Source organism: Nonomuraea rubra (assembly GCF_014207985.1).
GTDB classification, from domain to species: domain Bacteria; phylum Actinomycetota; class Actinomycetes; order Streptosporangiales; family Streptosporangiaceae; genus Nonomuraea; species Nonomuraea rubra.
The window spans coordinates 12,214,364-12,238,755 of record NZ_JACHMI010000001.1; the positions used below are offsets into that span (position 1 = coordinate 12,214,364).

Here is a 24,392-nt window from a genome sequence, read left to right on the forward strand (position 1 = left end):
AGGGGGCAGCGTACCTTGCGGTGATCCGCCGTCGCCGTGCGTTCCCGCGGGGCTCCGGTCAGAACTCGCCGTCGAAGCTGGGCGGGACGCGGTGGTGCTTGCCGTTGGGGATCGGGAGGGACTTGGCGGCGCGGCGGTGCTTGACGGCCTCGACGAAGATCGGGATCAGCGAGATGACCACGATCAGGAAGACGCCGGGAAGGATGTAGCGGTCGATCTGCTTGGGGTCGACCTGGCCGCCGAGGAAGTGGCCGAGCAGGATGAGCCCTTCGACCCAGACGATGCCGCCGACGACGTTCCACAGGAAGAAGCGCTTGGAGGTCATCTCCAGCACGCCCGCGACGGGATTCATGAACGTGCGCACGATTGGCACGAACCTGGCCAGAATCACCGCCTTGGCGGGACCGAACTTCTCGAAGAACACCTCGGCCCGCAGCACGTGCTCCCGCTTGAACAACCGCGATTCCGGTTTGTCGAAGAGTTTGCGGCCGAATCGCGCTCCGAGGAAATGTCCGAGTTGCGCGCCGGCGATCGCGCACAAGGGGGTGCCGATCAGCAGGACGGGGAAGGAGAGGGGCTCGATGCCCATTCCCTTGGCGACCGAGGCCGAGCTGAAAATCCCCGCCGCCACCAGCAGCGAGTCGCCGGGCAGGAAGAACCCGAGCAGCAGACCCGTCTCGGCGAAGATGATCGCGAGCACGCCGATGGTGGCGAACGCGCCCAAAATCGTCAGCCACCAGGTGGGGTCGAGGAGATTCAGAAGCCAGTCCACGACGAGGAGCCTACCTGTACCCGGCGTGAGGGACATGACCAACAAGGACGCGTTGTCTCTACCCGAGCGGGTAGGGAGCCGGAATACTGGGCCCTGGCGCGCAGCCGCAACTTCTCAGGGAGATGAATCATGCCTATTGCGACTCCGGAGATCTACGCTGAGATGCTCGACCGGGCCAAGGCCGGTGGATTCGCGTATCCGGCGATCAACGTGACGTCCTCGCAGACGCTGAACGCCGCCCTGCGCGGCTTCGCGGAGGCGGAGAGCGACGGCATCGTGCAGGTCTCGACGGGTGGCGCGGAGTTCCTGTCAGGGACGACGGTCAAGGACATGGTCACGGGCGCGACGGCGCTGGCGGAGTACGCGAGGGTGGTGGCCGCCAAGTATCCCGTCACGGTGGCGCTGCACACCGACCACTGCCCGAAGGACAAGCTCGACGGCTTCATGCGGCCGTTGATCGACATCTCCCTGGAACGGGTGTCGAGGGGCCTCGACCCGCTCTTCCAGTCGCACATGTGGGACGGCTCGGCCGTCCTGCTGGACGAGAACCTGGAGATCGCCAAGGAGCTCCTGGACAAGTGCGCCAGGGCGCGGATCATCATGGAGATGGAGATCGGCGTCGTCGGCGGCGAGGAGGACGGCGTCGTCGGCGAGATCAACGAGAAGCTCTACACGACGGCCGAGGACGCGCTGGCCACGGCCGAGGCCGTGGGCATCGGCGACAGGGGCCGCTACATGCTGGCCGCCACGTTCGGCAACGTGCACGGCGTCTACAAGCCGGGTCACGTCAAGCTGCGGCCGAGCGTGCTGAAGGAGATCCAGGACGCGGTGGGCGCCAAGTACGGCAAGGAGAAGCCGTTCGACCTGGTCTTCCACGGCGGCTCCGGCTCGCTGCTGGAGGAGATCCACGAGGCCATCTCGTACGGCGTCGTCAAGATGAACGTCGACACCGACACGCAGTACGCCTTCACCCGCCCGATCGCGGAGCACATGTTCAAGAACTATGACGGCGTGCTCAAGGTCGACGGCGACGTCGGCAACAAGAAGACCTACGACCCCCGCTCGTACGGCAAGGCCGCCGAGGCCGGGATGGCCGCCCGCGTGGTGGAGGCGTGCCAGAGCCTGAAGAGCGCTGGGACGAAGATCTCCTAGCCAGTTCAGCGGCCCGGCGGGTATGACTTGTCCTATGGATAACCTTCTCGCCGGGCCGCCCCCGACTCACCTGCCGGACCTGCCCGAGGCCAGGGAGGCGCTGGAGTCGGGTGTCAAGGCCTCCGACGTGGCCGCCCGTTTCCCCGCCCACCCGGCGGCCTGGGCCGCTCTCGCGGAGGAGTACTTCGCCCAGGGGCACGCCGTGACCTCCTATGCCTTCGCCCGCACCGGTTACCACCGCGGGCTCGACGCGCTCCGCCGCAACGGCTGGAAGGGGCACGGCCCCATCCCGTGGGAGCACGAGCCGAACCGGGGGTTCCTGCGCTGCCTGTACGCCCTGTCCAGGGCGGCGCAGGCGATCGGCGAGAAGGACGAGGCCGAGCGGTGCCTGCAGTTCCTCAAGGACAGCACCGAGAGCGGGTACGACGCGCTGACCAAGGGCTAGCCCTTGGGACGAATAGGCACGTTCGGGTAGTCTCTCTACGCAAGAGCCCCTGTCGCGCTTGCGCCAGGGGTTTTCGTTTTGTGCTCGGGAGACTGAACCATGCCGGCTGCCGTTCTCGTTGGTGCCCAGTGGGGCGATGAGGGCAAGGGCAAGGCCACCGACCTGCTCGGTGGCGACGTCGACTACGTCGTCCGCTATCAGGGGGGCAACAACGCGGGCCACACCGTGGTCATCGGTGACCAGAAGTACGCGCTGCACCTGCTCCCCACGGGGATCCTGTCGCCGGAGGTGGTGCCGGTCATCGGCAACGGCGTGGTGATCGACCCGGGGGTGCTGCTCAGCGAGATCGACGGGCTGGCCGCCCGCGGGATCTCCGCCGAGCGGCTGCTGATCAGCGCGAACGCGCATTTGATCATGCCGCACCACAAGGCACTCGACAAGGTCACCGAGCGCTACCTGGGGAAGGCGAAGATCGGCACGACCGGGCGCGGCATCGGGCCGGCCTACGGCGACAAGATCTACCGCATGGGCGTGCGCGTGCAGGACCTGCTCGACCCGGGGATCCTGGCCAAGAAGATCGAGGTCGCGCTGACCGAGAAGAACCAGGTGCTCACGAAGGTCTACAACCGGCGCGGCATCGACCCCGCGCAGGTGCTGGAGGAGTACCTCGGCTACGCCGAGCGGCTCAAGCCGCACATCGCGGACACCTCGCTGGTGCTGTCCAAGGCGCTGGACGAGGGCAAGTTCGTGCTGCTGGAGGGCGGTCAGGGCACGCTGCTCGACATCGACCACGGCACGTACCCGTTCGTCACGTCGTCCTCTCCGACGTCGGGCGGCGCGTGCGCGGGCGCCGGCATCCCGCCGAACCGGCTCACGAAGATCATCGGGATCCTGAAGGCGTACACGACCCGCGTCGGCTCGGGCCCGTTCCCGACGGAGCTGACCGACGAGATGGGCGAGTGGCTGCGCACGACCGGCGGCGAGTACGGCGTCACGACGGGCCGCGACCGCCGCTGCGGCTGGTTCGACGCGGTGATCGCCCGGTACGCCACCCGGATCAACGGCGTCACCGACTACTTCCTGACCAAGCTGGACGTGCTGTCCGGCCTGGAGCGCATCCCGGTGTGCGTGGCGTACGAGGTGGACGGCGTGCGGCACGACGAGATCCCGATGACGCAGACCGACTTCCACCACGCCAAGCCGATCTACGAGGAGTTCCCCGGCTGGCAGGAGGACATCTCCAGCGCCAAGTCGTTCGAGGACCTGCCGCCGAACGCGCAGGCGTACGTGCGCACGCTGGAGGAGATGAGCGGCGCGCCGATCTCCGCCATCGGCGTCGGCCCCGGCCGCGACCAGACGATCGTGGTGCGGTCGCTGGTCTGAGTCTCGCGCGCACTCGTCCGGGTGCGCGCGCCTGTCTGATGTTTCACGTGTACCGCGCGGAGATCTCGGCGGCCGCCCTGGCCATCTCCGCGCGGGCCTCGGGCGGCTCCATGACCTCGGCGTCGGGGCCGAACTGCAGCAGGTGGCGGACGGCGCCGAGCACGGGGTAGGCCAGCTCCACCCGTGCCCAGCCGTCGTCGCCCGCGACGGGCGTGCCGGTGAAGTAGCCGCCCGCGATGCGGGTGAACATGTCGAGCCGGTCCGCCACCACCCGGACGGACACGCGGACCTCGTCGTTCCTCGCCTCCACCGATCGCCGCAGGTCGTCCCAGACCTCCTGGAGCTCCACGCCCTCGCGGCGGCGTACCTCCGCGGCGGTGACGGTGACGCCCGGCATGCGGTCGGCGCGGAACAGCCGCGGCCTGCCCCGGTGGTCGGCGACGAGGTACCAGACGCCGGCCTTGGCCACCAGCCCGTACGGGTCCACGGTGTAGCCGGCGAGCTTCGTGCTGCCGCTGTGCCGGTAGCGGATGCGCAGCCTGCGGTCGGCGAGCACGGCGGTGTGCAGGGCCGCCAGGTCGGGCTCCGCGCGTGACGGCGCCATCCACCGGTCGGGGTCGACGAGGATGCGCCGGCTGGTCAGCTCGGCCGCCGGGCGGTGCGGCGCGGGCAGCGCGGCCATCACCTTGCGCAGCGCGGACGACAGCGCCCTGTCCAGCCCGAGCGCCGAGTGCGCGCTGCGGGAGGCCAGCACGAACAGCGCGCGGGCCTCGTCGGTGGTGAGCCCGGTGACGTCGGTGCGGAACCCGGCCAGCAGCCCGACCCCGCCGTGCTTGCCCCGCTCGGCGTAGACCGGCACGCCGGCCGCCGACAGCGCCTCGACGTCGCGGTAGATCGTGCGCGGCGACACCTCCAGCCGCTCGGCGAGCTCCCTGGCCGGGACCAGGTCGCGGTGCTGGAGCAGCAGCACGATCGACAGCAGCCGGTCGAACTTCACGGCCCCAATATATGACGGTGGCTGTCAAGTTACGCCGCCACACTCGGCGGCATGGACAACGACGTGAAGACCCTGATCGATCGGGTGGAGGGGCCGGTGCTGCGGCCGGGCGACGAGGGGTACGACGAGGAGCGCACGGGCTTCAACCTGGCCGCGCGCCATGCGCCCGACGTGGTCGTCTGTGCCCTGGGGGCGGATGACGTGCGGGCGGCGGTCGGGTACGCGGCGGCACGCGGGCTGGCGGTGGCGGTGCAGGGCACCGGGCACGGGATCTCGGTGGCGGCCGAGGGCGGGGTGCTGGTCTCCACGCGGCGCATGACGGACGTGCGGGTGGATCCGGAGGCGCGCACGGCACGGGTGGGCGCGGGCGCCCGGTGGGGGGACGTGATCGAGCGGGCGGCGACGTACGGGCTGGCTCCGCTGAACGGGTCGGCGCCGCACGTCGGCGTGCTGGGTTACACCCTCGGCGGCGGGCTCGCCCTGCTCGGCCGCAGCCACGGGTACGCCGCCGACCGGGTGATCGGCATGGACGTGGTGACCGCGGACGGGCGGCTGCGGCACGTCACCCCTAATGGCGAACCGGACCTGTACTGGGCGCTGCTCGGCGGCAGGGACAACTTCGGGATCGTGACCGCCATGGAGTTCGGCCTGGTGCCGGTGGGCCGGCTCTACGGCGGCGGGCTGTTCTTCGACGCCGCCGGGGTGCCGGGAGTCCTGGCCGCGTACCTGCGCTGGACGGCCACCGTGCCCGAGCGGATGAACTCGTCGGTGGCGCTGATCCCGTTCCCCGACATGCCCGGCGTGCCGGAGGAGCTGCGCGGCAGGCGGGTCCTGCACGTGCGGATCGCGTTCGCGGGGCCGGCCGAGGAGGGCGAGCGGCTGGTCGAGCCGCTGCGCGCGATCGGGCCCAGGCTGGTGGAGACGCTGCGCGACCTGCCGTACGCCGAGTGCGGCTCCATCCACGACGACCCGCCCGTGCCGATGCCGTGGACCGGCGACGACGTCCTGCTCGGCGAGCTGGACGACGCGGCGATCCGGACGATCGACGAGCGGATCTCGCGGGGCGAGCTGATCGTGGAGCTGCGCCATCTCGGCGGCGCTCTGTCCAGGCCGCCCGCCCACCCGAACGCCGTCGGGCACCGCGACGCGCGTTACCTGCTGGCCGAGCTCCACCCGGGCGCGGCGCACGGCCCGAAGGAGCTGGTACGGGCGCTCGCCCCGTGGAGCGTGGGCCGCTTCCTGAACCTCATGGGGCACGGCGAGGACGCGGGCCCCGAGCAGGTGCGCAGTGCCTACGACCCGGCCGACCTGGAGCGCCTGGCCGCGCTCAAGGCCGTCCACGACCCCTGCGGCACGTTCAGGGTCACCTACCGGCTGCCGTGAGCACGGCCGCCGTCACGGGGGTGTGCAGGCTCCAGCCGAGGGTCGAGTACAGCGCCTGGCCCTGGGCGGTGGCGACCAGGACACCCGTGCGCGCGCCCATCGAGGCGGCCGTGACGGCGATCGTCCTCATGACCACCGTGCCCAGCCCGCGGCGGCGGTGGCCTTCCGCGGTCTCGACCTGGTCCACGACGGCGGTCGTGCCCGCGACCGCGAACTGTCCGCGCGCCGCGACCTCGCCCGCCCCCGTCAGCAGGCGGGCCGCCGTGACGCCCGCCCTGGTGGTGACGGCCAGGTGGTAGCCGGCCGGGATCACCGGGGCGGGGTGGCGCGCCAGCGCGGCCGTCATCATGAACTCCGGGTCCTGGACGGCCCAGCCCGAGGTCAGCAGCGGGGCGACGGCCTCGGCGGGAGCGCAGAGCTTGAGCCAGGTGCCCGGAGTGGTGATCGCGGACGTGATGCGGCGGAGGGTCTCCGGGGTCGGGGCGGCCACGATGTGCCTGGCGACGTGGCCGGGCAGGCCGACGTCCACCCGCAGTCCCCAGGGCTCGCGTACGGGTCTGGGGGCGTTGCGGGAGATGACCCACCCCTCCACCCATGCCCGAACTGTCGGGAAATGGGCACCTTTGAGGACCTCCGTCATAGAGAACAGCCTATTGTCTGGCCGGAACGCCACGACCGGGCGTAGCAGGATAAAAAGGACACGGCGTGGCACCTCCCTGACATGCCCCGTGCCAGGTAGGGTCCCGGTTGTGCGCGTTGAGATACATGGTCACCGGGGGGCTAGGGGCCTCTGGCCGGAGAACACCCTGCCCGGGATGAGCCGCACGATGGAGCTGGGCGTGCATGCGCTCGAGTTCGACGTCGCGCTCACCGCCGACCGGCGCCTCGTGCTCACGCACGATCTCACGGTCTCCGCGGTCACCAGCGCCGACCGGCGGCCGCTGCACGCCGGCGACCCGCTCTACCCGTACGTCGGCAGGCCGATCAACACGCTCACCCTGGCCCAGCTCCGCACGCTCGACGTGGGCGTGCGGCTGCCGCGGCACCCCGACGACCCGTTCGCGCTGACGCAGGTCGCCATGCCCGAGACCCGCATGCCGACGCTCGGCGCGGTGCTCGGCCTGGCGGGCGCCTACGACGCCGAGGGCGTGCGCATGCACGTCGAGCTGAAGTCCGACCCGATGCGGCCGGAGCTGACGGCCGACCCCGAGCTGTTCACCGAGATGGTGATCGAGGAGCTCGACCGGCACGGCAGGCTCGGCAACTGCGCCATCCTCAGCTTCGACTGGCGCGTCATCGCGCACGCCGCCAAGATCGCCCCGGGCACGCGGCGCTTCGCGCTGATCGAGCTGGACACCCTGCACTGGAACGAGGGCACCGTCAACGGCGGCGACGTGCCGGCCGCCGCGCGCGACGCCGGCGCCACCACGCTCTCGCCCGAGCACGTCATGGTGGACGAGTCGCTGATGGCGCGGGCGTCCGCCGCTGGGCTCGACGTGGCCGTCTGGACGGTCAACGACCGGGCACTCGGCGCCAGGATGCTGGACCTGGGGGTGGCCGGGATCGTCACCGACTACCCCGACCGGATGCGGGAGCTGTGGCGGGAGCGGGGGCTGGAGCTGCCGGAGCCGGTCGCCCCGCTCAAGCCCGTCGGCGTCTAGAGCCAGCCGTTGCGGCGGAAGCCGCGGTGCAGCAGCACGCAGGTCGTGACCATCACGGCCAGCACCGCCGGGTACCCCCAGACCTGCTTGGTCTCCGGCATGAAGTCGAAGTTCATCCCGTAGATCCCGGCGATCATGGTGGGCACGGCCAGGATGGCCACCCAGGACGAGATCTTCCGCATGTCCTCGTTGGCGAGGGCGTTCGAGCGGGCGAGCGCGGCCTGCAGGATCGAGCTGCACAGCTCGTTGGAGGACTCGACCTGCTCGCACACGCGTGACAGGTGGTCCCCGACGTCGCGGAAGTAGTCGCGCATCTCCGAGGGGATGACGCGGCGCTGGGGCAGCGCGGCCATGGGCGACTGCAGCGGCGTGATAGCCCGCTTCATCTCCAGCATCTCGCGCTTGAGCTGGTAGATCCGGTTGATGTCGCGGGAGCTGACGTCCGCGAACACGGTCGCCTCCACCTCTTCCAGCTCCAGCTGCATGAGGTCGGCCACCTGCAGGTACTGGTCGACGACATGGTCGGAGATGGCGTGCAGGACACCCGCCGGGCCGCGGTTCATCAGCTTCGGCTTGTCCTCCAGGCGCTCGCGGACCCCGGCGAGCGAGCAGTGCGCGCCGTGGCGCACCGTCACCACGAAGTCGGGGCCGAGGAACACCATGATCTCGCCGGTGGCGATGATCTCGCTGGTGGCGGTCAGCTCGTCGTGGTCGAGGTAGGCGATGGTCTTGAGCACCATGAACAGCGACTCGCCGTACCGCTCGACCTTGGGCCGCTGGTGGGCCTTGACGGCGTCCTCGACGGCCAGCGGGTGCAGGCCGAAGACCTCGGAGAGCCACTCCACCTCGGGCGCGGCCGGCTCGTGCAGGCCCACCCAGACGAACGCGCGGGCGCCGTCGTTGCTCTCGTTGTGCGCCCGTACGAGGCCGAGCGCCTCGACGATGCCAGGGGCCGTGACCTTCTTGCCCTGGACGTAGGCGCCGAACTCCACTAGCGAATCGACCGGCGGCACGCAGATCTCACGCACAGGCTTCGGGAGCGGGTGCGCGGTGCGCGTCGGCACCGGGTGACGGTTGATGCGACGGAAAAGGGTGGACGAGCGCATGGCAGTCCCTTTCCGCCCGACCAGGGACGCTCCACGCGCGATGAAGTCACCTCAATCAACACGGATGACGTGGAGGCACGATCAGGCTGCCGGATTGGAGTGGTCGGGGGTACGCGAGCCGTACGTGTGGAAGCACGTACTGCTGGGATCACCAGGATTCATCCCGGACCACCTCCAATCACACGAGACGCCATAAAGCCGCCCTAAGTTACCACAGGCGGGTGAACCAAACCGACGGTACACGGCTGAGGGCCCCGGCTCAGGTAGAACTCCACAAAGTTCCTTGCCTATTCCGGCATTTGGTGTACCGGCGACCTGAGCGTGCGCCAGGCTGCGGGCCTGCGACAATGGAGCGCGTGCGCGTTCTAGTCATTGGTTCCGGAGGGCGTGAGCACGCCCTGTGCCGTTCACTCAGCCTCGATCCCCAGGTCAGCGAGCTCCACTGCGCGCCAGGCAACCCTGGCATCGCGCAGGTCGCGACCGTACACGCCGTCGATCCGCTCGACCCAGGGGAGGTCGCCGAGCTGGCCGGGCGGCTGCGGGTCGACCTCGTGGTGGTCGGGCCCGAGGCGCCGCTCGTGGCGGGGGTGAGCGACGCGGTACGCGAGGCCGGCTTCGCCTGCTTCGGGCCGTCCAGGGACGCGGCCATGATCGAGGGCTCCAAGGCGTTCGCCAAGGAGATCATGAAGGCGGCCGACGTGCCCACCGCGCGGTCCAGGGCGTGCACCACCGAGGAGGAGGCCGCGGCGGCGCTCGACGAGTTCGGGGCCCCGTACGTGGTCAAGGACGACGGGCTGGCCGCGGGCAAGGGCGTGGTCGTCACCGGCGACAGGGACAAGGCGCTCGCGCACGCGCTGGCGTGCGAGCGGGTGGTGATCGAGGAGTACCTCGACGGGCCCGAGGTGTCGCTGTTCGCGCTGTGCGACGGGAGCACGGCGGTGCCGCTGCAGCTCGCCCAGGACTTCAAGCGGGCCTACGACGGCGACGAGGGCCCCAACACCGGCGGCATGGGCGCCTACACGCCGCTGCCGTGGGCGCCCGACGGGCTGACCGAGCAGGTCATGCGGGAGGTCGTGCACCCGACGATCGGCGAGCTGGCGCGGCGCGGGCTGCCGTACCAGGGGGTGCTCTACGTCGGGCTGGCGCTGACCTCCAAGGGGCCGAAGGTCATCGAGTTCAACGCGCGGTTCGGCGACCCGGAGACGCAGGTGATCCTCGACCGGCTGGAGACGCCGCTGGGCGGGCTGCTGATGGCGTCCGCGACCGGCGAGCTGGGGCTCGACCCGGTGTTCAAGGACGGCTGCGCGGTGACCGTGGTGATCGCGGCGGAGAACTACCCGGAGGCACCGGTCAAGGGCGACGCGATCACGGAGGTGGAGCCGTCGGCGAACGCGTACGTGCTGCACGCCGGGACGAAGCAGGACGGCGGCACCCTCGTCTCCAACGGCGGGCGGGTGCTCAGCGTCGTCGGCCACGGCCCCGACCAGCAGAGCGCGCGGCAGGCGGCCTACGACCTCGTCGGCCGGATCACGATGCGCGGCTCCTTCCACAGAACGGACATCGCCCGATGAAGCACGTGCACTCCGGCAAGGTCCGCGACCTCTACGAGACCGGCGAGGGCCTGCTGCTGATGGTCGCCTCCGACCGCCTGTCGGCCTTCGACTACGTCCTGGAGCCCGACATCCCCGACAAGGGGGCCATCCTCACGCAGATGTCGCTGTGGTGGTTCGACCAGCTCAAGGACGTCGTGCCCAACCACGTGGTGGCGCCGGGCGACGAGCCGCGCGCCGTATTGTGCAGGCCGCTGAAGATGGTCCAGGTCGAGTGCGTGGCCAGGGGCTACCTGGCCGGAGGCGGGCTGAACGAGTACCGCGCCGGCGGCGCGGTGTCCGGCGTGCGGCTGCCGGAAGGGCTGGAGGACGGGTCGCGGCTGCCCGAGCCGATCTTCACGCCGTCCACCAAGGCGCCCATGGGGCAGCACGACGAGCCGATCTCGTACGAGCAGGTCGAGGCCGAGGTCGGCGCGGAGCTGGCGGCGGAGCTGCGGCGAATCACGCTGGCCGTCTACACGCGCGGCGCCGAGATCGCGCGCGAGCGGGGCATCATCCTGGCCGACACCAAGATCGAGCTGGGCTGGGACTCCGACGGCGTGCTGACCCTGGGCGACGAGGTGCTGACCCCCGACTCCTCGCGCTTCTGGCCGGCCGGCGAATGGCAGCCGGGAAGGCCGCAACCTTCTTTTGACAAGCAATTTGTACGCGATTGGCTACTATCGCCCGAATCCGGATGGGACAAAGCCTCAGGAAACCCACCACCTCGGCTCCCCGACGACGTGGTCGAGCGCACCAGGCAGCGATACCTAGAAGCGTATGAGCGCATCACGGGGTCTTCCTTTAGCGGATGATTCGGCTGGGTCATGTGGTGTTACCGACTACTGTTGGCCCGATCGAGCCCTCACCGTTGATTTCAAGGAGCCGCACGAATGGTCCGTTACCGCGTGCGCGGTGGCAACGCACTGCGTGGAACCGCGTTCATTCAGGGCGCGAAGAACGCCGTGCTTCCCATGATCGGTGCGGCCCTGCTCGCCCCGAAAGGCCGCACCGTCCTGCGCAACGTGCCGATCATCGAGGACGTCCGCCGCGCGGTCGAGCTGGCCGAGGCGGTCGGGGCGTACGTCGAGCTGCACGAGTCCGAGCGCACGCTGGTCATCGACGCCTCCCGGGTGAACAGCCCCATCCTGCCCGCCGAGATCGCCAGGCGGTTCCGCGGGTCGGTGCTGTTCACCCCGGCCCTGCTGCACCGCCTCGGCGAGGCGATCGTCGAAGGGGTCGGCGGCTGCAACCTCGGCAGCCGTAACCTCGACTTCCACTACCTCGGCTACAAGCGGCTGGGCGCGATCGTGGACGAGGGCGAGACCGTCATCCACGTCAAGGCGTCCGGCCTGACCGGGGCGACGCTCTACCTCGACACCCCCTCGCACACCGGCACGGAGAACCTCATCATGGCCGCCGCCCTGGCCAAGGGCACCACCGTGATCGAGAACGCGGCGCTGGAGCCCGAGGTGCTCGACGTCATCGACATGCTCACCAAGATGGGCGCGCGCATCAGCGGCGGCGGCACCGGGTTCATCACCGTCGAGGGCGTCGAGGAGCTGCACGCCGTCGAGCACACCGTGATGCCCGACCGGCTCGACGCCGGCGTCTTCGCGATGGCGGCGGCGCTCACCGGCGGCGAGGTCAGCCTCGTGGGCACCGGCCTCGACCTCGGGGTCGTGCGCTACAAGCTGGAGCAGATGGGGGTCGAGTTCCACCGCCAGGGTGCCGTCCTGCACGTCCGTTGCGACGGCCCGCTGCGTCCGATCAACATCATCACCGACACCTACCCCGGCTTCGCCACCGACCTGCAGTCGCCGATGATGACCGTCGCGGCGCTGGCCGAGGGCACCAGCTACATCCACGAGCGCATCTTCGACGGCCGGTTCGCGCTGGCCGGCGAGCTGAACAAGATGGGCGCCAACGTCGAGGTCGACGGCAGCCGGGCGATCGTGCGCGGCCGCACGCCGCTGAAGGGCGCCGAGGTGACGGCCCACGACCTCCGCTCCGGCATCGCGCTCGTGCTCGCCGGGCTGGCCGCCGAAGGCGAGACCCTGATCGACTCGGGTTACCTGATCGATCGCGGTCACGCCCATCTCGCCGCGCGAATGCGCGCTCTCGGGGCGGACATTACACGAGAGATTTCCGAGCGCTAAAAAACGCGAGAAATGCCTCGTTGAGCTGCTAAAACATGATGTCGGGCGGTCAACCAGAACGGCTTTCCGGAAAAGTCGGGCGTGACATTACGGCCCCCGCGAGCGATCGTTCCAAAAGAGAGCACTGCAACGGACGGCAGGATGGGACGAACATTGGTCGAGAGGGCCGAAGAAACTCCCCGAGTGTCACGCCCGGGCGCCATGACACCGGACCTCACCATCGGCGTGGTCGGACCCCACGACCTGGTCGAGCGAGTCATGCTGATGGGTCACGCCGCGGCACCGCTGCCGTGTCGCCTGGTCGCGGCCGCTTACCGCGACGAGCAGGAGGCGCCCGACAAGGTGACGCGGCTCGGTCCCGGTGTCGACGCATGCCTGTTCGCCAGCCCGGTCCCCTATGACCTGGCCAGGCGATCCGGTGTGCTGACGATGCCCGCGACGTACGTGCAACTCGGCGGAGCAGCACTGGTGGCGGCGCTGGCCAAGGCCGCGCTGGACACCCGCATGGACCCGCAACGGGTCAGCATCGACGTGGTCAGCAGGGCCGATGTCGAGGAGGCCTACACCGACCTCGGCATCCCCGCGGGGGACGTGCACAGCCGCGACGAGCCGGGCGCCACCGGCACGATCGCGGCCTACCACGAACGCCTGGCCCGGCAGGGCGCCACGACGGGAGCTCTGACGTGCCTCCCGGCGGTGGCCGAGCGCCTGCACACCGCGGGCGTGCCGGTCATCAGGATCAGGCCGACCTCCGCGGCGGTACGCACGGCGCTGCACACGGCGGCACTGCTCGGCGCGCATCACCGGCTGGAGGAGTCACAGCTCACCGTGGTGCTGGTGGAGGTGCCGACGCTGCGCGAGCCCGTACGCCGCGCCGCGCCCCGCTACTGGCGCGACGAGCTGCGGCTGTCGCTGCACCGGCTCCTGGTCCAGGAGGCGAACCGGATCAACGCCACCGTCTGGCCGATCGACGATCACAGCTACCTGGTGACCGCCACCAGGGGCTCGATCGCGGCGGCGACCGACGGGTTCAGGGTGTTGCCGTTCGCCGCCAGGATCAGGGACGAGCTGGGGCTGGCGGTCGAGGTCGGTGTGGGCATGGGGCGCACGACGCACGACGCCGAGTCGCACGCCAGGGCCGCGCTGGCCCGCACGCAGGCGGGCAAGCAGGCACAGGGCTTCGCGGTGGACCGCGAGGGGCGGGCGCTCATCCCGGCCCCGCGGATGCCGCCGACCGGGGCCACCGCACTCAAGCCGAAGGGGGTGGAGGTGCTGGCCAGACTGGCGGCCAAGCTCGAAGGCGGCGACACCGTGGTCGATGCCGAGGGCGCGGGCAAGATGCTCGGGGTCACGCCTCGCACGGCCCGGCGGTTGCTGCGCACGTTGGTTGACGAGGGACTCGCGTGGCCGCTTCCGCCGAACCGTACGCCGCAGCCCGGCCGGCCGCGCCAGCTCTACCGGCTGATCGTGGAGAAACTCGGTCCACGCTGAGCCGGAGCCATGGAGCGGGTCCGCCAGCCGCGGGCCCGCCCCCTGGCATACCCCGGGCATTGACGGAAAGTGTCAGCTTCGCGAACTTGCGGCTTGACTCTTGTGAACTCATTGGTTGGCCCGTGTAGATAGGGGTATGTTCTCCGACGCCCCCGATCGACGGGATTCGGACGGGGGCACCAAATCCTTCCCCCGCGGGCCCGGGCCGTTCTCGATGAACGATTCCCTCGGGCAACACCCGATTTCGAGCAGCCGGCCCCGCCCGGTGGTACCGATCTGGCGGGTTTCGGGCGGAGTTGCGGCATAGCGGGGCCGGAAAGACGGCTGTACGGCGCTGTGGGGGCGCTGGAGCGCCGTTCACGCTCCGATCAGCACGCGCATGCGGCGCCGGAGATCGGCGCCGTCAGCGCGTCCACCGGGCGCCGGGTGACACCTGAGGCGGTCTCCATCGGGAAGCCCTCCCGCGCCCAGTACTCGAAGCCGCCGATCATCTCCTTGACCGCGTAACCGAGCTTGGCGAACTCCAGGGCGGCCCGGGTGGCGCCGTTGCAGCCGGGGCCCCAGCAGTACGTGACGACCGTCGCGTCCTTCGGGATCAACGACTCCGCCCTGGCGGCGATCTCGCGGTGCGGCAGGTGCACGGCGCCCTCGACGTGACCCTGGTCCCAGCTCTCCCGGTTGCGCGCGTCGACCACGACCAGGCCGGGGGTCGAGGCGGCCAGGTCGGCGGCCACGTCGGAGACGTCGGTCTCGAAGGACAGGCGGGCGGTGAAGTGCGCGATGGCGGGTGCGTTCGACATGGCTCGATCCTGCCCGGCGCCCCGGCACGGCCACCAGTGGCGCGAAAGCCGCTGATCGCTAATATCCCGCCACAGTCCGAAGTCTGATACTCGCGGGCATTTTGTCGGCTTCTCCCTGTAGGTTCACGAGTCATGAGTGCAAACGCTGCTGACGGTCGCCGGACCCTCATGGTGTGGGGCGCGCTGGGGATCGTCTACGTGGTGTGGGGCTCGACGTACCTCGGCATCAGGATCGCGATCGAGACCATGCCGCCGCTGTTCCACGGCTCGCTGCGGTTCGTCTCCGCCGCCCTGCTGCTCGCCGGCTTCCTGCTGGTCACGAAGGGGCTGGCGCCCTTCAGGATGACGCTGAAGCAGGCCGGCGGCGCCGCGCTGGTCGGGCTGCTGCTGCTGACCGGCGGGAACGGCATGGTCGCCGTGGCCGAGCAGCACATCTCCAGCGGCCTGGCCGCGCTGCTCGTCGCCTCGGTGCCGCTCTGGCTGGTGCTGCTCAGGCTCGCCGTCAGGGACAGGCCGGCGGTGCTGACGCTGGCCGGGGTGCTGGTCGGGTTCGGCGGGGTGGCCGCCCTGTCGCTGAACGGCGGCGGCGAGAGCGCCGGCACGACCGGCATCGTGGTGATCCTGCTGGGCTCGGTGTCGTGGTCGATCGGCTCGTTCCTGTCGTCGCGCATCCCGATGCCGCCCAACGTGTGGACGGCCAGCGCCGTTGAGATGCTCGCCGGCGGCGCGGGGCTGGCCCTGGTCGGCGCCACCGTCGGGGAACGGTTCGACGTGACGGCCGTGTCGGGGCGCTCGTGGGCCGCGCTGGCGTACCTGGTGCTGGTGGGGTCGCTGGTCGGGTTCACCGCGTACACGTGGTTGCTCGGCAACGCGCCGATCTCGCTGGTCTCGACGTACGCGTACGTCAACCCGATCGTCGCCGTCATCCTGGGCGTGCTGGTCGTGAACGAGCACGTGACCGTGCAGATCGTGCTCGGCGGCCTGGTGATCCTGATCGGCGTCGCCCTCGTCGTCTCGACCGAGCGGCGCGCGCGGGCCAGGGCGGCTCCCGTGGCCGAGAAGGTCGCCGCCCCGTCCGGCTGAACCCGGGCCGCCGGACGGCCGTACCTCTCCTTGGGACGAGGGCGGGAGGGCTGCCGGATGTGGTCGTACCGGGTCGGGTTCGTGATCGTCGTGTCGTTGCCGTGGGCCCTTGTGTCCGCCGGGCCCGCCGGCGCGCACGGCGCGCTGGAGGATCCGCTCAGCCGGGCCGCCGCGTGCGGCGCCGAGGGCCCCGGGCAGGCGGCCCGCTCCGCGGCCTGCCGGGCCGCCGTGCGGGCGAGCGGCGGTGTCCTGACCCGGGCCTGGGACGATCTCCGGGTCGCCAACGTGGCGGGGCGTGACCGCCAGGTGATCCCCGACGGCAAGCTGTGCAGCGGAGGGCTGGCCGCGTACCGGGGGCTCGACCTCGCGCGCGCCGACTGGCCCGCCACCACGGTACGGCCCGGCGCCCGCTTCGCCTTCAAGTACCGGGGCACCATCCCGCACCGGGGGACGTTCCGGATGTACGTCACGAAGCAGGGGTACGATCCCCGCGAGCCCCTGAAGTGGTCCGACCTGGAACGCAAGCCGTTCCTCACGGCCACCGACCCCGCGTTGAAGGACGGGTCGTACACGATCTCGGGGCGGCTGCCCTCCCGGAGCGGCCGGCACCTCATCTACACGATCTGGCAGAACTCCGACACGCCGGACACCTACTACTCCTGCTCGGACGTGGTCTTCCGGCGTTCGTCCAACGCCGCCGCCGCTGCTGCCGCCGTACCGCGGGCCAGGCCCGTGGCGGCGAGCCGGCAGGACGGCGTCCGGCGGAAGGACGCGAGCTGGCTGGTCGGCGGGTCGGTCGTGCTGGCCGGGTGCGCCGGGGCCACGGGCCTGCTCATCAAGCGCCGCCGCCACCGCTTTGAGCGGTGACCGGGGCCGCATCAGGCGAGTGCGGCGGTGGGCGGCTCTCAGGTCGTCCAGCTCCTGGCGGGCGAGGTCGGCGAAGCCCTGCTCGTTGGCCGGGTCGGCCCAGCGCGCGAAGGCGTTGCGGAAGGCGAGGCAGCCCAGCTCGGCGGCCAGGCTCGCGGCGGGATCAGGCACCCCGCGCTCGCGCAGCGCGTCCGCCATGCCCGCGGTGAGCGTGGCGAACTTGAGCAGCTCGCGTTCGCGCAGGTCGTCGTGGCTCGAGACGATCGCCTGGCGGTTACCTCGGCGACGGCGCGAACCGCTGGCCCGCCGTCCACACCCTCGACGCCGCCCGGGTGTACCGCCTGGCCCTGGAGCAGGCGCCGGCCGGATCGCGGCTGCACGCCGTGGGCGACGAGGGGGTGCCGTTCCTGGAGATCGCCGAAGCCATCGGCCGCCACCTGGACGTGCCCGTCGCCGCCGTCCCGTCAGACCAGGCGCAGGACCGCTTCGGGTTCCTGGCGGCCATCGTGCCGCTCGACAACCCGACGTCCAGCGAGCGCACCCGGCGCCTGCTGGACTGGCAGCCGGCCCACCCCGGCCTGCTCGCCGACCTCGACCTGGGCCACTACTTCGCCTGAAGCGCCCTACCGGCGGAAGTCCCGCCACTTCGGCCGGACGCCTACCGGCGGAACTCCCGCTACTACGGCCCGGACGCCCTACCGGCGGAACTCCTCCGCCGCGGCCAGGAACGCGTCGTTGGCCTCGGGCGAGCCGATCGACACCCGTACGCCCTCCTCGCCGAACGGCCGCACCGCCACGCCCTGCGCGGCGCAGGCCGCGGCGAAGGCGGTGGTGCGCTCACCGAGGCGGAGCCAGACGAAGTTCGCCTCGGTGGGCGGCACCGTCCAGCCCTGCGCGATGAGCGCCTCCCGCACGCGGGTGCGCTCCTTGACCACCGCCTCCACCCGCTCCAGCAGCTCGTCCTCGGCCTGCAGCGAGGCGAGGGCGGCGATCTGGGCGAGGTGGTTAACCGCGAACGGGATGATCGTCTTGCGCACCGCCGTCGCCACCGGCTCCGGCGCGATCAGGTAACCGACACGCAGCCCCGCCAGCCCGTACGCCTTGGAGAAGGTCCGCAGGACCGCGACGTTCGGCCGGTCGCGGTAGAGCGTGACGCCGTCGGGCACGTCCTCGTCGCGCACGTACTCGCGGTAGGCCTCGTCCAGCACCACCAGCACGTCCTCGGGCACCCGGTCGAGGAACGACTCCAGCTCCGCCCGGCGGATGGCGGTGCTCGTCGGGTTGTTCGGGTTGCACACGAACACCATGCGGGTCCGGTCGTTGATCGCCTCCGCCATGGCGTCCAGGTCGTGGTCCTCGCCCGCCAGCGGCACCATGACGGACCGCACCCCGGCCAGGTCCGCGAGCAGCGGGTACGCCTCGAACGACCGCCACGCGTACACGACCTCGACGCCGGGCTCCCCCACCGTCTCGAAGAGCTGCTGCGCCACCGTCACGGACCCGGGGCCGAGCGCGACGTGCTCGGCCGGCACGCCGAAGCGCTCCGCGATGGCCTCGGTCAGCTTGACGGAGCCGGGGTCGGGGTAGCGGTTGATCTGCCGCGCACCCTCGGCGATGGCCTCGACCACGGAGGGCAGCGGGTCGTACGGGGATTCGTTGGAGGACAGCTTGTACGAGCGCCCGTCGGGCGCGGCGACCGCCTTGCCCGGCTTGTAGGCGGCCATGGTGTCCAGGATGTGGCGGAAACGAGGCATGGCATCACTTTAGATGAGGCCCCAGCCTGCACCCACAGCCTGCTCGTGCCGGCCGCCGCACCAGCGACACCTGCCTGCAGCTGCCCGGAGGCGCCATCCGCTTCTCCAACGACACCACCGACACCGCGTTCCTGTACGGCACCGCCGACTGCTCCGGCGGCTGGGGCCTGGTAGGCGTCGGCGCCACCTGGGACGCGCCCACCGGCGTCCAGGCCTTCGCCGTACGGCTCGGATCGACACAGTAACCCCCCATCCCCCTCCACGGCCCCGCGCTCGCGAGAGCGCGGGGCCGTTCCTCTGTCGAGGTCAGCCGGCGGGGCGGCGCGCCCAGGTGGCCCAGCGCCAGGCCCACTCGGCAGGGCCCTGCCGGTGGCGGCGCAGCCAGAGCGTGCAGAACAGCCACTGGGCCACAAGGACGACCCCCGCGGCAAGGTACGCCGTCGTCAGCGACCGACTGATCGGCAGGCCGAGGAGGTTACCGGCCGCCAGGACGAGGATCGTGGCGGTCAGGTAGCAGGTCAGCGCCATCCGGCCCAGTGGCGCGAAGACGACCTGCAGCACCACCCGCAACGGCGTCCTGAGCAGGACCAGCAGGGCGCACACGTACACTCCTGCGAGCAGCAGATCGGCCAGGCCGGAGACGAGGACCGGCTGCGTCGTGCCCGCCGCGGACCGTACCCACAGGGCGGCGGCCAGGCCCGCCGCGAAGGCCAGGCCCAGCAGGAGCGGCCCCCGGGCGGACGTCCCGATCTTCTCGGCCACCCCGTACCGGACCAGCGCCGAGCCCAGCAGGAACAGCCCGGCGATCAGCAGCGGCCCGCCCCCGCCGGCCAGCGCCACCGCCAGGAACACGGCGGACAACCCCGCCACGGCCCACCGGGGCAGCCAGGTCGAGGGCAGCAGCACCAGCAGGCCGACGGCGGCGTACTTGTGCAGGATCTCGCCCGGCCACAGCAGCACGTGCGCGAGACCGATCGCGAGCAGCGCCGCCATCCGGCGCAGCAGCACGAGCCGGGGGCGGGCGGCGCGGCCGGCGGCGGAGTCGAGCAGCAGCGAGAACCCGATGCCGAACAGCAGGGAGAAGACGGGCAGCCCGAGCCAGGGGTCCCAGGCGCCCATGGGCTGCACCGCGACGGCGGTGTCTCCGCTGGCCATCAGCTGGATGTTGGCGAGCAGGATTTCGCACAGTGTGAACCCGCGCAGGACGTCGAGCGCGGCGATCCGCGGCCGTCCGGAGGAGGTCAGGACCGGGCCTGCGGCGTCCGGTGCCGTGAGGTGAGGGGGCATGGAGCCCATCCTGGGGACGAGGCCGGGCGCGGACATCGGCCGCGAGACGGGACCGCCGGACCCGCGACGGGACTTTCGGCCGGGTCGGCGGGCGTCAGTCCGGCAACAGGTGTGACACGAGGGTGCGCGCCCATTCGGGAGTGGGGACCTGGTCGGTGAAGACGGCCCGGTAGTAGAGGGGGGCGAGCAGCGCGTCGATGGCGCGCTCGGTCGCCGGGGTGGGGTTACCCCGGGTCTGTTCGCGTTCGAGTATGGCTTCGAGCTGCTGCTGGCGCTCCCTGCGGCACACGCCGGCGCCGTCTCCGCCCGTGCCGACGACGGCACGCACCAGGGTCTCGCACGTGGTCGCGCTCGACGCGCTGCACTACCTGTCCCTGTTCCCGGCGATGAGCGAGGAGCAGGTCGAGGGGATGCTGCGCGTGTTCCGGGAGGACTTCGCCGCAGGGGTGCGCGGGCTGGTCGAGGGAGGGTCGCCGGAGGGGACGGATCCGGCTCTGAAGGACGCGTACTTCGAGAAGATGGTCGCCGTGCGGCAGCCCGCGGGGGTGCGGTCCATCGAAGGGCTGGTGCGCTGGGACATGGACGCGGCACTGCGGGAGATCAGGCAGCCGGTCACGGTGTTCGCGATCCGTGAGCTGGTGACTCGGGAGGCGATCGAGCGTTACGGGGATCGGCTCGAGATCGTGCTCGTCGAGCTGGGTAGCCATCACTTCCCGGTGGAGTCGCCGGAAGGCACGGCCGAGCTGCTGGCCGGGGTGGTTGCCGCGGAGGCGGTGCCGCCCGAGCCTACTCCTTGAGGCTGCGGAGCATGGGGGGGTGGAGGAGCTCGGCGGGGCCGCGGCGGTAGAGCTTGGCGGGGCGGCCGCCGTCGCGGGTGGTGGTGCCGCCTGTTTCCAGGAGGAAGCCCTCCGCCTTCGTGACCTTTCTGTGGAAGTTGCGCGGGTCGAGGTGGCGGCCCCAGACGATCTCGTACACCCTGCGCAGGTCCGCCACCGTGAACTCCGGCGGGCAGAACGCCGCTCCCAGCGGGGTGTACTCCAGCTTGGCGCGGGCCCGCTCGATTCCGTCGAGCATGATGCGGCGGTGGTCGAAGGCCATGACGGCGAGCGAGTCGATCGGCTGCCAGCTCATGTGGGCCTTCTCCGAGGCCGGGAGGTCGGGGGCCAGCCCCAGGTAGGCGACGCTCAGGACGCGCTGGCGGGGGTCGCGGTCCGGGTAGCCGTACGTCTGGAGCTGCTCCAGGTGGACCGGGGCGCCCGGCAGGCCCGCGCGTTCGGACAGGAGGCGGTGGGCGGCTGCGGGGAGGTCCTCGTCGAGCTGGATGAAGCCGCCGGGGAGTGACCAGCGGCGCAGGAACGGCGGGTTGTCGCGGCGCCACACCAGGGCGCACAGCGCCTGGTTGCGTACGGTGAGCACGACCAGGTCGACACTGACCGGGATGCTCGGGACCATGGCAGGCACGTTACACGCAGGAGTTCGAGCCAGCGAACCGGACGACAGCGCCGCGAGCCGGGTCAACCTCCGCCTTCTGTCGCGGCCGCCTGCGTGGAGATGCGTACGTGCAGCGGCTCCGTGGTCGCCTGCCCCGACGGCAGCTTGACCCCGATCTGCACCCACTCCCCCGCCGGCACCTGAGCCCAGTCGAACGGCACCCACGCCGTAGCCATCCCCACCGGCAGCTCCTCCTCGATCGGGTCCTCATCCAGCCACCCGACCGCCGACACCACCATCTCCTTGGTCCCCCCGGACCAGGTCACGGTTACGGTGCCGTTCTTGAGGTTGTAGCCGCGGACCTCGACCCCGTCCTGGATGTCGCGCGGCCGCCGGATCGCGTCGACCGCGATCGGCCGCTGCCAATCCCGCTCAATCTCCTTTTCCAGCGACGGATCACCACAAGTCATGAAATCGCTCCACATATAGGAGACGATCTTCTGCACGTACCGCCCGGCCATCGTGACCGCCTGGTCCAGGCGCTTCTTGTCCGTCTTGCCACGCGTGCCCGTGGGCGCGCACGGCTGCTCCCCGGAGGGCTCGAAGGCCTCGACGTTCGCCCAGAGCTCCACGTGGTGGCCCTGGTCGATCATCTCCTCGCGGGCCGCCGCCATCTCGCGGTAGTAGTCGCGCGTGGACCCGTGGTACGCGGTGTCGTACGTGGACTCCCCGACCAGCGGCTGCAGGCGTTCGTCCACCTCGCTCTCCCGCTCGTCCGGCCAGAACAGCCCGACCTTGCCCGTCCCCCGGCTGTCCTGCGGCGCGATGATGCCCACCCCGGTCTTCACCAGGGCCTTGAACCCCTCGGCCACCTGCTTGGGCGTCTGCCCGAAGGCGACCCGCTTGCGCGCGTCGAGGTAGGGGCTGATGAGGATCGGCTTGCGGAGCTCCTGGTCGACGATCGTGTGCTGGTCGGCATACACCTCCAGCGTCGGGTTCGTGGCCAGCGTGGCCGACATCTGCACCTCGAACGGCTGGTACACCCCGCCGAGCGAGTCGCGGCCCGCGAAGCGCACGCCGTAGTCCTGGAGGATGCGCCGGGTGAGCGTGGTGAGCGTGCCGAGGTGGCGCTTCTCGGCCCTGATCGGCGCGTCCCGGTCGCGCGGGGCGAGCGGCAGCGCGGGGAAGATCCGCATGCCGAACTGGTCGCCGAGGTCGAGCAGCTTCTTCAGGCTGTCCTGCGGCGAGCCGGCCACGAGGATCATGTCGTACGACCGGGGCCTGCTGCTGAAGTCGCAGGTGGCGTCGTCGGAGCCGTCGGCCTGGGTGATCAGCCGGTAGTAGGTGCGCTTGCCGGCCTCGATGGAGTGCTCCATCTGGGGGCAGCGGAACAGGTCCTTCCCGAACGCCTCGTCGGTGCGGTAGACGTACATGCGGCCGATGCGGTTGTCCGGGTTGGCCTCCTGGAGGTCCCGCAGGGCGGCGTCGTGGCAGGTCAGGCCGTCTTCCTCGCACGGCTTGTAGAGCGAGTCGAGCTTCCCGTCCTTGTCCAGCACCTCGCCGGCGTCGGAGACGTTGCGGAACTGGAGGCCGTAGCCGATCCTGATGATCGTGTCACCGCCGACGCGGTGGATCTCCTGGAGCTGCTTGCGCCAGGTGCAGGGGTTCGACTTGGGGGTGATCCAGTAGCCGGTGACCGCGTACGGGGCCTTCTGGTCGGTGTCGAACGTTCCACAGTCGTCGGTGAACTCGTCCACCATGGGCGTCGGCTCGGCGCTCGACGGCTTGGGCGCGGCGGACTTGGCCGGCACGGGTTCCGGATCGCCGGACGGCAGGACGATGATCACGGCGGCCACCACGGCCAGGATGGCCGCGCCCGCGACCACGAAGAGCCAGCGCACGTTCAGGAACCTACTCCGCCCTCGGAAGTTACGGCTTGACTCCGGCCCAGGACTCCAGCTGCGCGACGAACCGTTTGGCCGAGTTGGGCCAGTGGTGGTTCGCGCGGGCCGCCGCGTAACCCCGCGCACCCTGGGCCCGCCGCTCCCGTACGTCGTCGCGCAGCGTCAGCACGGCCTGCGCGACCGCCTTCGGGTCCTGCCACGGCACCACGACGCCGCTGTCGTAGCGCTCCACGAGCTCGACCGCGCGCGGCGACGGGGTGGTGATGACGGGGATGCCGTGCGCCATGTACTCGACGATCTTGGTCGGCATGGAGTGCCGGTAGTTCGGCTCGTCGTGCAGGAGTGACAGGCCCGCCAGCGCCCCGTCGAGCCGCTTGAGCGCCTCGTCGTTGGGCATGAAGTCGCGCCACTCCAGCAGGCCCTCCGTGACGGCCTGGTTGAGCATCGGACGGCTCTGCGGGTCTGCGTACCCGATCAGCTCGACCGCCACCCGGTACGGCTGCAGCAGCTTGGCCACCTCGACCGCCTCGAACACCCCGCGAGCCCTGGACAGCCACCCGAGGTAGACGATCCGGTCGTCACCGGGCGGGGTGACGGAGTCGGGCACCCAGGTCTCGTTCGGCACGATCAGGTGGGCGTGCTTGAACCGGCCCGCGTACGCCGTCTCGGCCAGCAGCAGGTGCATGTGCCGCTCGGCGGTGCCTTCGAGCATGCGCGCCAGGAACCGCACCGGCGGCCGCAGCGGCGCCGGCAGCCACGGCTTGAGCGAGAGCGTGGCGGGGGTGTCCTCGTGCACGTCCCACACGACGGGCGGCCTGTTGCGGATGCCCCAGACCGCGAACAGCAGCTCGGGGTCGTGGATGAGGACGAGGTCGACCTTGTTCCGCATGCGCTTGAACAGCCGGCGCGCGGCCCACACCGCGGCCATCCGCTTGCGCTGGGCGGCCCGGGGCAGGTCGACGCCGTTGACCCACGGCCGGGGGACGACGCCGTGCGCGGTGAACGAGGCGGCATACGTGACCTCATGACCGGCATCCACAAGGGCACGGATCTGCCGATGCAGAATTCTCGCGTCCTCGGGGTTATGCACCACCGTCATGACGAGCACGTGCACTGCGCGCAGCCCTC

At 70.9% G+C, this 24,392-nt stretch carries 24 protein-coding genes; 13 read left to right on the forward strand and 11 right to left on the reverse strand.

Going from position 1 to position 24,392, the window contains the following annotated elements; all coding sequences use genetic code 11:
* Positions 1 to 58: 58 nt before the first annotated feature.
* Entirely contained in the window at positions 59 to 772 is a 714-nt protein-coding gene (locus HD593_RS56540; RefSeq protein WP_312904394.1) for a DedA family protein, read from the reverse strand.
* A 129-nt stretch (positions 773 to 901) separates the two neighbouring features.
* Here HD593_RS56540 and fbaA point away from each other — a divergent pair, with 129 nt between their 5' ends.
* The 3 genes from fbaA to HD593_RS56555 all read left to right on the forward strand — a co-directional run bounded on the left by fbaA (position 902) and on the right by HD593_RS56555 (position 3,752).
* A complete protein-coding gene (fbaA, locus tag HD593_RS56545; RefSeq protein ID WP_185111056.1) occupies positions 902 to 1,924 on the forward strand; it encodes a class II fructose-bisphosphate aldolase in 1,023 nt (340 codons plus the stop codon).
* Positions 1,925 to 1,958: 34 nt separating this feature from the next.
* Entirely contained in the window at positions 1,959 to 2,369 is a 411-nt protein-coding gene (locus HD593_RS56550) for a DUF3151 domain-containing protein (protein WP_221525432.1), read from the forward strand.
* Between the two features lie 99 nt (positions 2,370 to 2,468).
* A complete protein-coding gene (locus HD593_RS56555; RefSeq protein ID WP_185111060.1) occupies positions 2,469 to 3,752 on the forward strand; it encodes an adenylosuccinate synthase in 1,284 nt (427 codons plus the stop codon).
* A 43-nt stretch (positions 3,753 to 3,795) separates the two neighbouring features.
* Here HD593_RS56555 and HD593_RS56560 read toward each other — a convergent pair whose 3' ends face one another.
* Positions 3,796 to 4,749 carry a helix-turn-helix transcriptional regulator gene (locus HD593_RS56560; protein WP_185111061.1) on the reverse strand — a complete coding sequence of 318 codons (954 nt, stop codon included), beginning with the start codon at positions 4,747 to 4,749 and terminating at the stop codon, positions 3,796 to 3,798.
* Positions 4,750 to 4,800: 51 nt separating this feature from the next.
* Between HD593_RS56560 and HD593_RS56565 the strand changes: the two genes are divergently transcribed.
* On the forward strand, positions 4,801 to 6,132 hold the full coding sequence (locus tag HD593_RS56565; protein WP_185111062.1) for an FAD-binding oxidoreductase: 1,332 nt from the start codon (positions 4,801 to 4,803) through the stop codon (positions 6,130 to 6,132).
* Here HD593_RS56565 and HD593_RS56570 read toward each other — a convergent pair.
* Positions 6,113 to 6,724, reverse strand: a complete 612-nt coding sequence (locus tag HD593_RS56570) for a GNAT family N-acetyltransferase (RefSeq protein ID WP_312904395.1) — start codon at positions 6,722 to 6,724, stop codon at positions 6,113 to 6,115. The genes HD593_RS56565 and HD593_RS56570 overlap by 20 nt on opposite strands.
* A gap of 157 nt (positions 6,725 to 6,881) precedes the next feature.
* Here HD593_RS56570 and HD593_RS56575 point away from each other — a divergent pair, with 157 nt between their 5' ends.
* Positions 6,882 to 7,793 (forward strand): glycerophosphodiester phosphodiesterase family protein, encoded by a 912-nt coding sequence (locus HD593_RS56575; protein WP_185111063.1) that lies wholly within the window; start codon positions 6,882 to 6,884, stop codon positions 7,791 to 7,793.
* Here the strand turns inward: HD593_RS56575 and corA are convergent.
* On the reverse strand, positions 7,790 to 8,857 hold the full coding sequence (gene corA, locus HD593_RS56580) for a magnesium/cobalt transporter CorA (RefSeq protein ID WP_312904396.1): 1,068 nt from the start codon (positions 8,855 to 8,857) through the stop codon (positions 7,790 to 7,792). The genes HD593_RS56575 and corA overlap by 4 nt on opposite strands.
* A 398-nt stretch (positions 8,858 to 9,255) precedes the next feature.
* Between corA and purD the strand changes: the two genes are divergently transcribed.
* From purD to HD593_RS56600, 4 genes are all read left to right on the forward strand, one after another.
* Entirely contained in the window at positions 9,256 to 10,470 is a 1,215-nt protein-coding gene (gene purD / locus HD593_RS56585) for a phosphoribosylamine--glycine ligase (protein WP_185111067.1), read from the forward strand.
* Positions 10,467 to 11,303: a phosphoribosylaminoimidazolesuccinocarboxamide synthase gene (locus tag HD593_RS56590; protein ID WP_185111069.1), complete on the forward strand. Its 837-nt coding sequence runs from the start codon at positions 10,467 to 10,469 to the stop codon at positions 11,301 to 11,303. The genes purD and HD593_RS56590 overlap by 4 nt, the downstream gene beginning before the upstream one ends.
* 78 nt (positions 11,304 to 11,381) lie before the next feature.
* The gene (gene murA, locus HD593_RS56595; protein WP_185111071.1) at positions 11,382 to 12,647 is read left to right on the forward strand and encodes a UDP-N-acetylglucosamine 1-carboxyvinyltransferase; all 1,266 of its coding nucleotides are present in this window, start codon (positions 11,382 to 11,384) and stop codon (positions 12,645 to 12,647) included.
* Positions 12,648 to 12,848: 201 nt separating this feature from the next.
* Positions 12,849 to 14,138 carry a GTP cyclohydrolase IIa gene (locus HD593_RS56600; protein ID WP_185111073.1) on the forward strand — a complete coding sequence of 430 codons (1,290 nt, stop codon included), beginning with the start codon at positions 12,849 to 12,851 and terminating at the stop codon, positions 14,136 to 14,138.
* A gap of 368 nt (positions 14,139 to 14,506) precedes the next feature.
* Here HD593_RS56600 and HD593_RS56605 read toward each other — a convergent pair whose 3' ends face one another.
* Complete coding sequence (locus tag HD593_RS56605; RefSeq protein WP_185111075.1) at positions 14,507 to 14,938, reverse strand: rhodanese-like domain-containing protein; 432 nt, start codon at positions 14,936 to 14,938, stop codon at positions 14,507 to 14,509.
* Between the two features lie 132 nt (positions 14,939 to 15,070).
* Here HD593_RS56605 and HD593_RS56610 point away from each other — a divergent pair, with 132 nt between their 5' ends.
* The 3 genes from HD593_RS56610 to HD593_RS56620 all read left to right on the forward strand — a co-directional run bounded on the left by HD593_RS56610 (position 15,071) and on the right by HD593_RS56620 (position 17,505).
* Positions 15,071 to 16,021 (forward strand): EamA family transporter, encoded by a 951-nt coding sequence (locus tag HD593_RS56610; RefSeq protein WP_246547288.1) that lies wholly within the window; start codon positions 15,071 to 15,073, stop codon positions 16,019 to 16,021.
* A gap of 57 nt (positions 16,022 to 16,078) precedes the next feature.
* Positions 16,079 to 16,888: a lytic polysaccharide monooxygenase auxiliary activity family 9 protein gene (locus HD593_RS56615; RefSeq protein WP_185111076.1), complete on the forward strand. Its 810-nt coding sequence runs from the start codon at positions 16,079 to 16,081 to the stop codon at positions 16,886 to 16,888.
* Between the two features lie 332 nt (positions 16,889 to 17,220).
* Entirely contained in the window at positions 17,221 to 17,505 is a 285-nt protein-coding gene (locus tag HD593_RS56620; protein WP_221525435.1) for a Rossmann-fold NAD(P)-binding domain-containing protein, read from the forward strand.
* 78 nt (positions 17,506 to 17,583) lie between these two features.
* Here the strand turns inward: HD593_RS56620 and hisC are convergent, their stop codons facing one another.
* The 3 genes from hisC to HD593_RS56635 form a co-directional block, all read right to left on the reverse strand.
* A complete protein-coding gene (hisC, locus tag HD593_RS56625) occupies positions 17,584 to 18,642 on the reverse strand; it encodes a histidinol-phosphate transaminase (RefSeq protein WP_185111078.1) in 1,059 nt (352 codons plus the stop codon).
* Positions 18,643 to 18,948: 306 nt separating this feature from the next.
* Positions 18,949 to 19,929, reverse strand: a complete 981-nt coding sequence (locus HD593_RS56630) for a DUF418 domain-containing protein (RefSeq protein WP_185111080.1) — start codon at positions 19,927 to 19,929, stop codon at positions 18,949 to 18,951.
* Between the two features lie 94 nt (positions 19,930 to 20,023).
* A complete protein-coding gene (locus HD593_RS56635; RefSeq protein WP_221525436.1) occupies positions 20,024 to 20,257 on the reverse strand; it encodes a TetR-like C-terminal domain-containing protein in 234 nt (77 codons plus the stop codon).
* Between the two features lie 13 nt (positions 20,258 to 20,270).
* Between HD593_RS56635 and HD593_RS56640 the strand changes: the two genes are divergently transcribed.
* Positions 20,271 to 20,726: an alpha/beta fold hydrolase gene (locus HD593_RS56640; RefSeq protein WP_221525437.1), complete on the forward strand. Its 456-nt coding sequence runs from the start codon at positions 20,271 to 20,273 to the stop codon at positions 20,724 to 20,726.
* Here the strand turns inward: HD593_RS56640 and HD593_RS56645 are convergent.
* From HD593_RS56645 to HD593_RS56655, 3 genes are all read right to left on the reverse strand, one after another.
* Positions 20,716 to 21,381, reverse strand: coding sequence for an NUDIX hydrolase (locus tag HD593_RS56645; protein ID WP_185111081.1), 666 nt, complete (start codon positions 21,379 to 21,381; stop codon positions 20,716 to 20,718). The two genes, HD593_RS56640 and HD593_RS56645, sit on opposite strands and share 11 nt — an antisense overlap.
* A gap of 62 nt (positions 21,382 to 21,443) precedes the next feature.
* Positions 21,444 to 23,261 (reverse strand): DUF4434 domain-containing protein, encoded by a 1,818-nt coding sequence (locus HD593_RS56650; protein ID WP_185111083.1) that lies wholly within the window; start codon positions 23,259 to 23,261, stop codon positions 21,444 to 21,446.
* Positions 23,262 to 23,289: 28 nt separating this feature from the next.
* Positions 23,290 to 24,378: a glycosyltransferase gene (locus HD593_RS56655; protein WP_185111085.1), complete on the reverse strand. Its 1,089-nt coding sequence runs from the start codon at positions 24,376 to 24,378 to the stop codon at positions 23,290 to 23,292.
* Positions 24,379 to 24,392: the final 14 nt, after the last annotated feature.

What these genes read in the sequence shown, in the direction of transcription:
- fbaA (WP_185111056.1), top strand. Translation starts at nt 902, where the DNA reads ATGCCTATTGCGACTCCGGAGATCTACGCTGAGATGCTCGACCGGGCC.
- HD593_RS56550 (WP_221525432.1), top strand. Translation starts at nt 1,959, where the DNA reads ATGGATAACCTTCTCGCCGGGCCGCCCCCGACTCACCTGCCGGACCTG.
- HD593_RS56555 (WP_185111060.1), top strand. Translation starts at nt 2,469, where the DNA reads ATGCCGGCTGCCGTTCTCGTTGGTGCCCAGTGGGGCGATGAGGGCAAG.
- HD593_RS56565 (WP_185111062.1), top strand. Translation starts at nt 4,801, where the DNA reads ATGGACAACGACGTGAAGACCCTGATCGATCGGGTGGAGGGGCCGGTG.
- HD593_RS56590 (WP_185111069.1), top strand. Translation starts at nt 10,467, where the DNA reads ATGAAGCACGTGCACTCCGGCAAGGTCCGCGACCTCTACGAGACCGGC.
- murA (WP_185111071.1), top strand. Translation starts at nt 11,382, where the DNA reads ATGGTCCGTTACCGCGTGCGCGGTGGCAACGCACTGCGTGGAACCGCG.
- HD593_RS56600 (WP_185111073.1), top strand. Translation starts at nt 12,849, where the DNA reads ATGACACCGGACCTCACCATCGGCGTGGTCGGACCCCACGACCTGGTC.
- HD593_RS56605 (WP_185111075.1), bottom strand. Translation starts at nt 14,938, where the DNA reads ATGTCGAACGCACCCGCCATCGCGCACTTCACCGCCCGCCTGTCCTTC.
- HD593_RS56610 (WP_246547288.1), top strand. Translation starts at nt 15,071, where the DNA reads ATGAGTGCAAACGCTGCTGACGGTCGCCGGACCCTCATGGTGTGGGGC.
- HD593_RS56615 (WP_185111076.1), top strand. Translation starts at nt 16,079, where the DNA reads ATGTGGTCGTACCGGGTCGGGTTCGTGATCGTCGTGTCGTTGCCGTGG.
- hisC (WP_185111078.1), bottom strand. Translation starts at nt 18,642, where the DNA reads ATGCCTCGTTTCCGCCACATCCTGGACACCATGGCCGCCTACAAGCCG.
- HD593_RS56630 (WP_185111080.1), bottom strand. Translation starts at nt 19,929, where the DNA reads ATGCCCCCTCACCTCACGGCACCGGACGCCGCAGGCCCGGTCCTGACC.
- HD593_RS56645 (WP_185111081.1), bottom strand. Translation starts at nt 21,381, where the DNA reads ATGGTCCCGAGCATCCCGGTCAGTGTCGACCTGGTCGTGCTCACCGTA.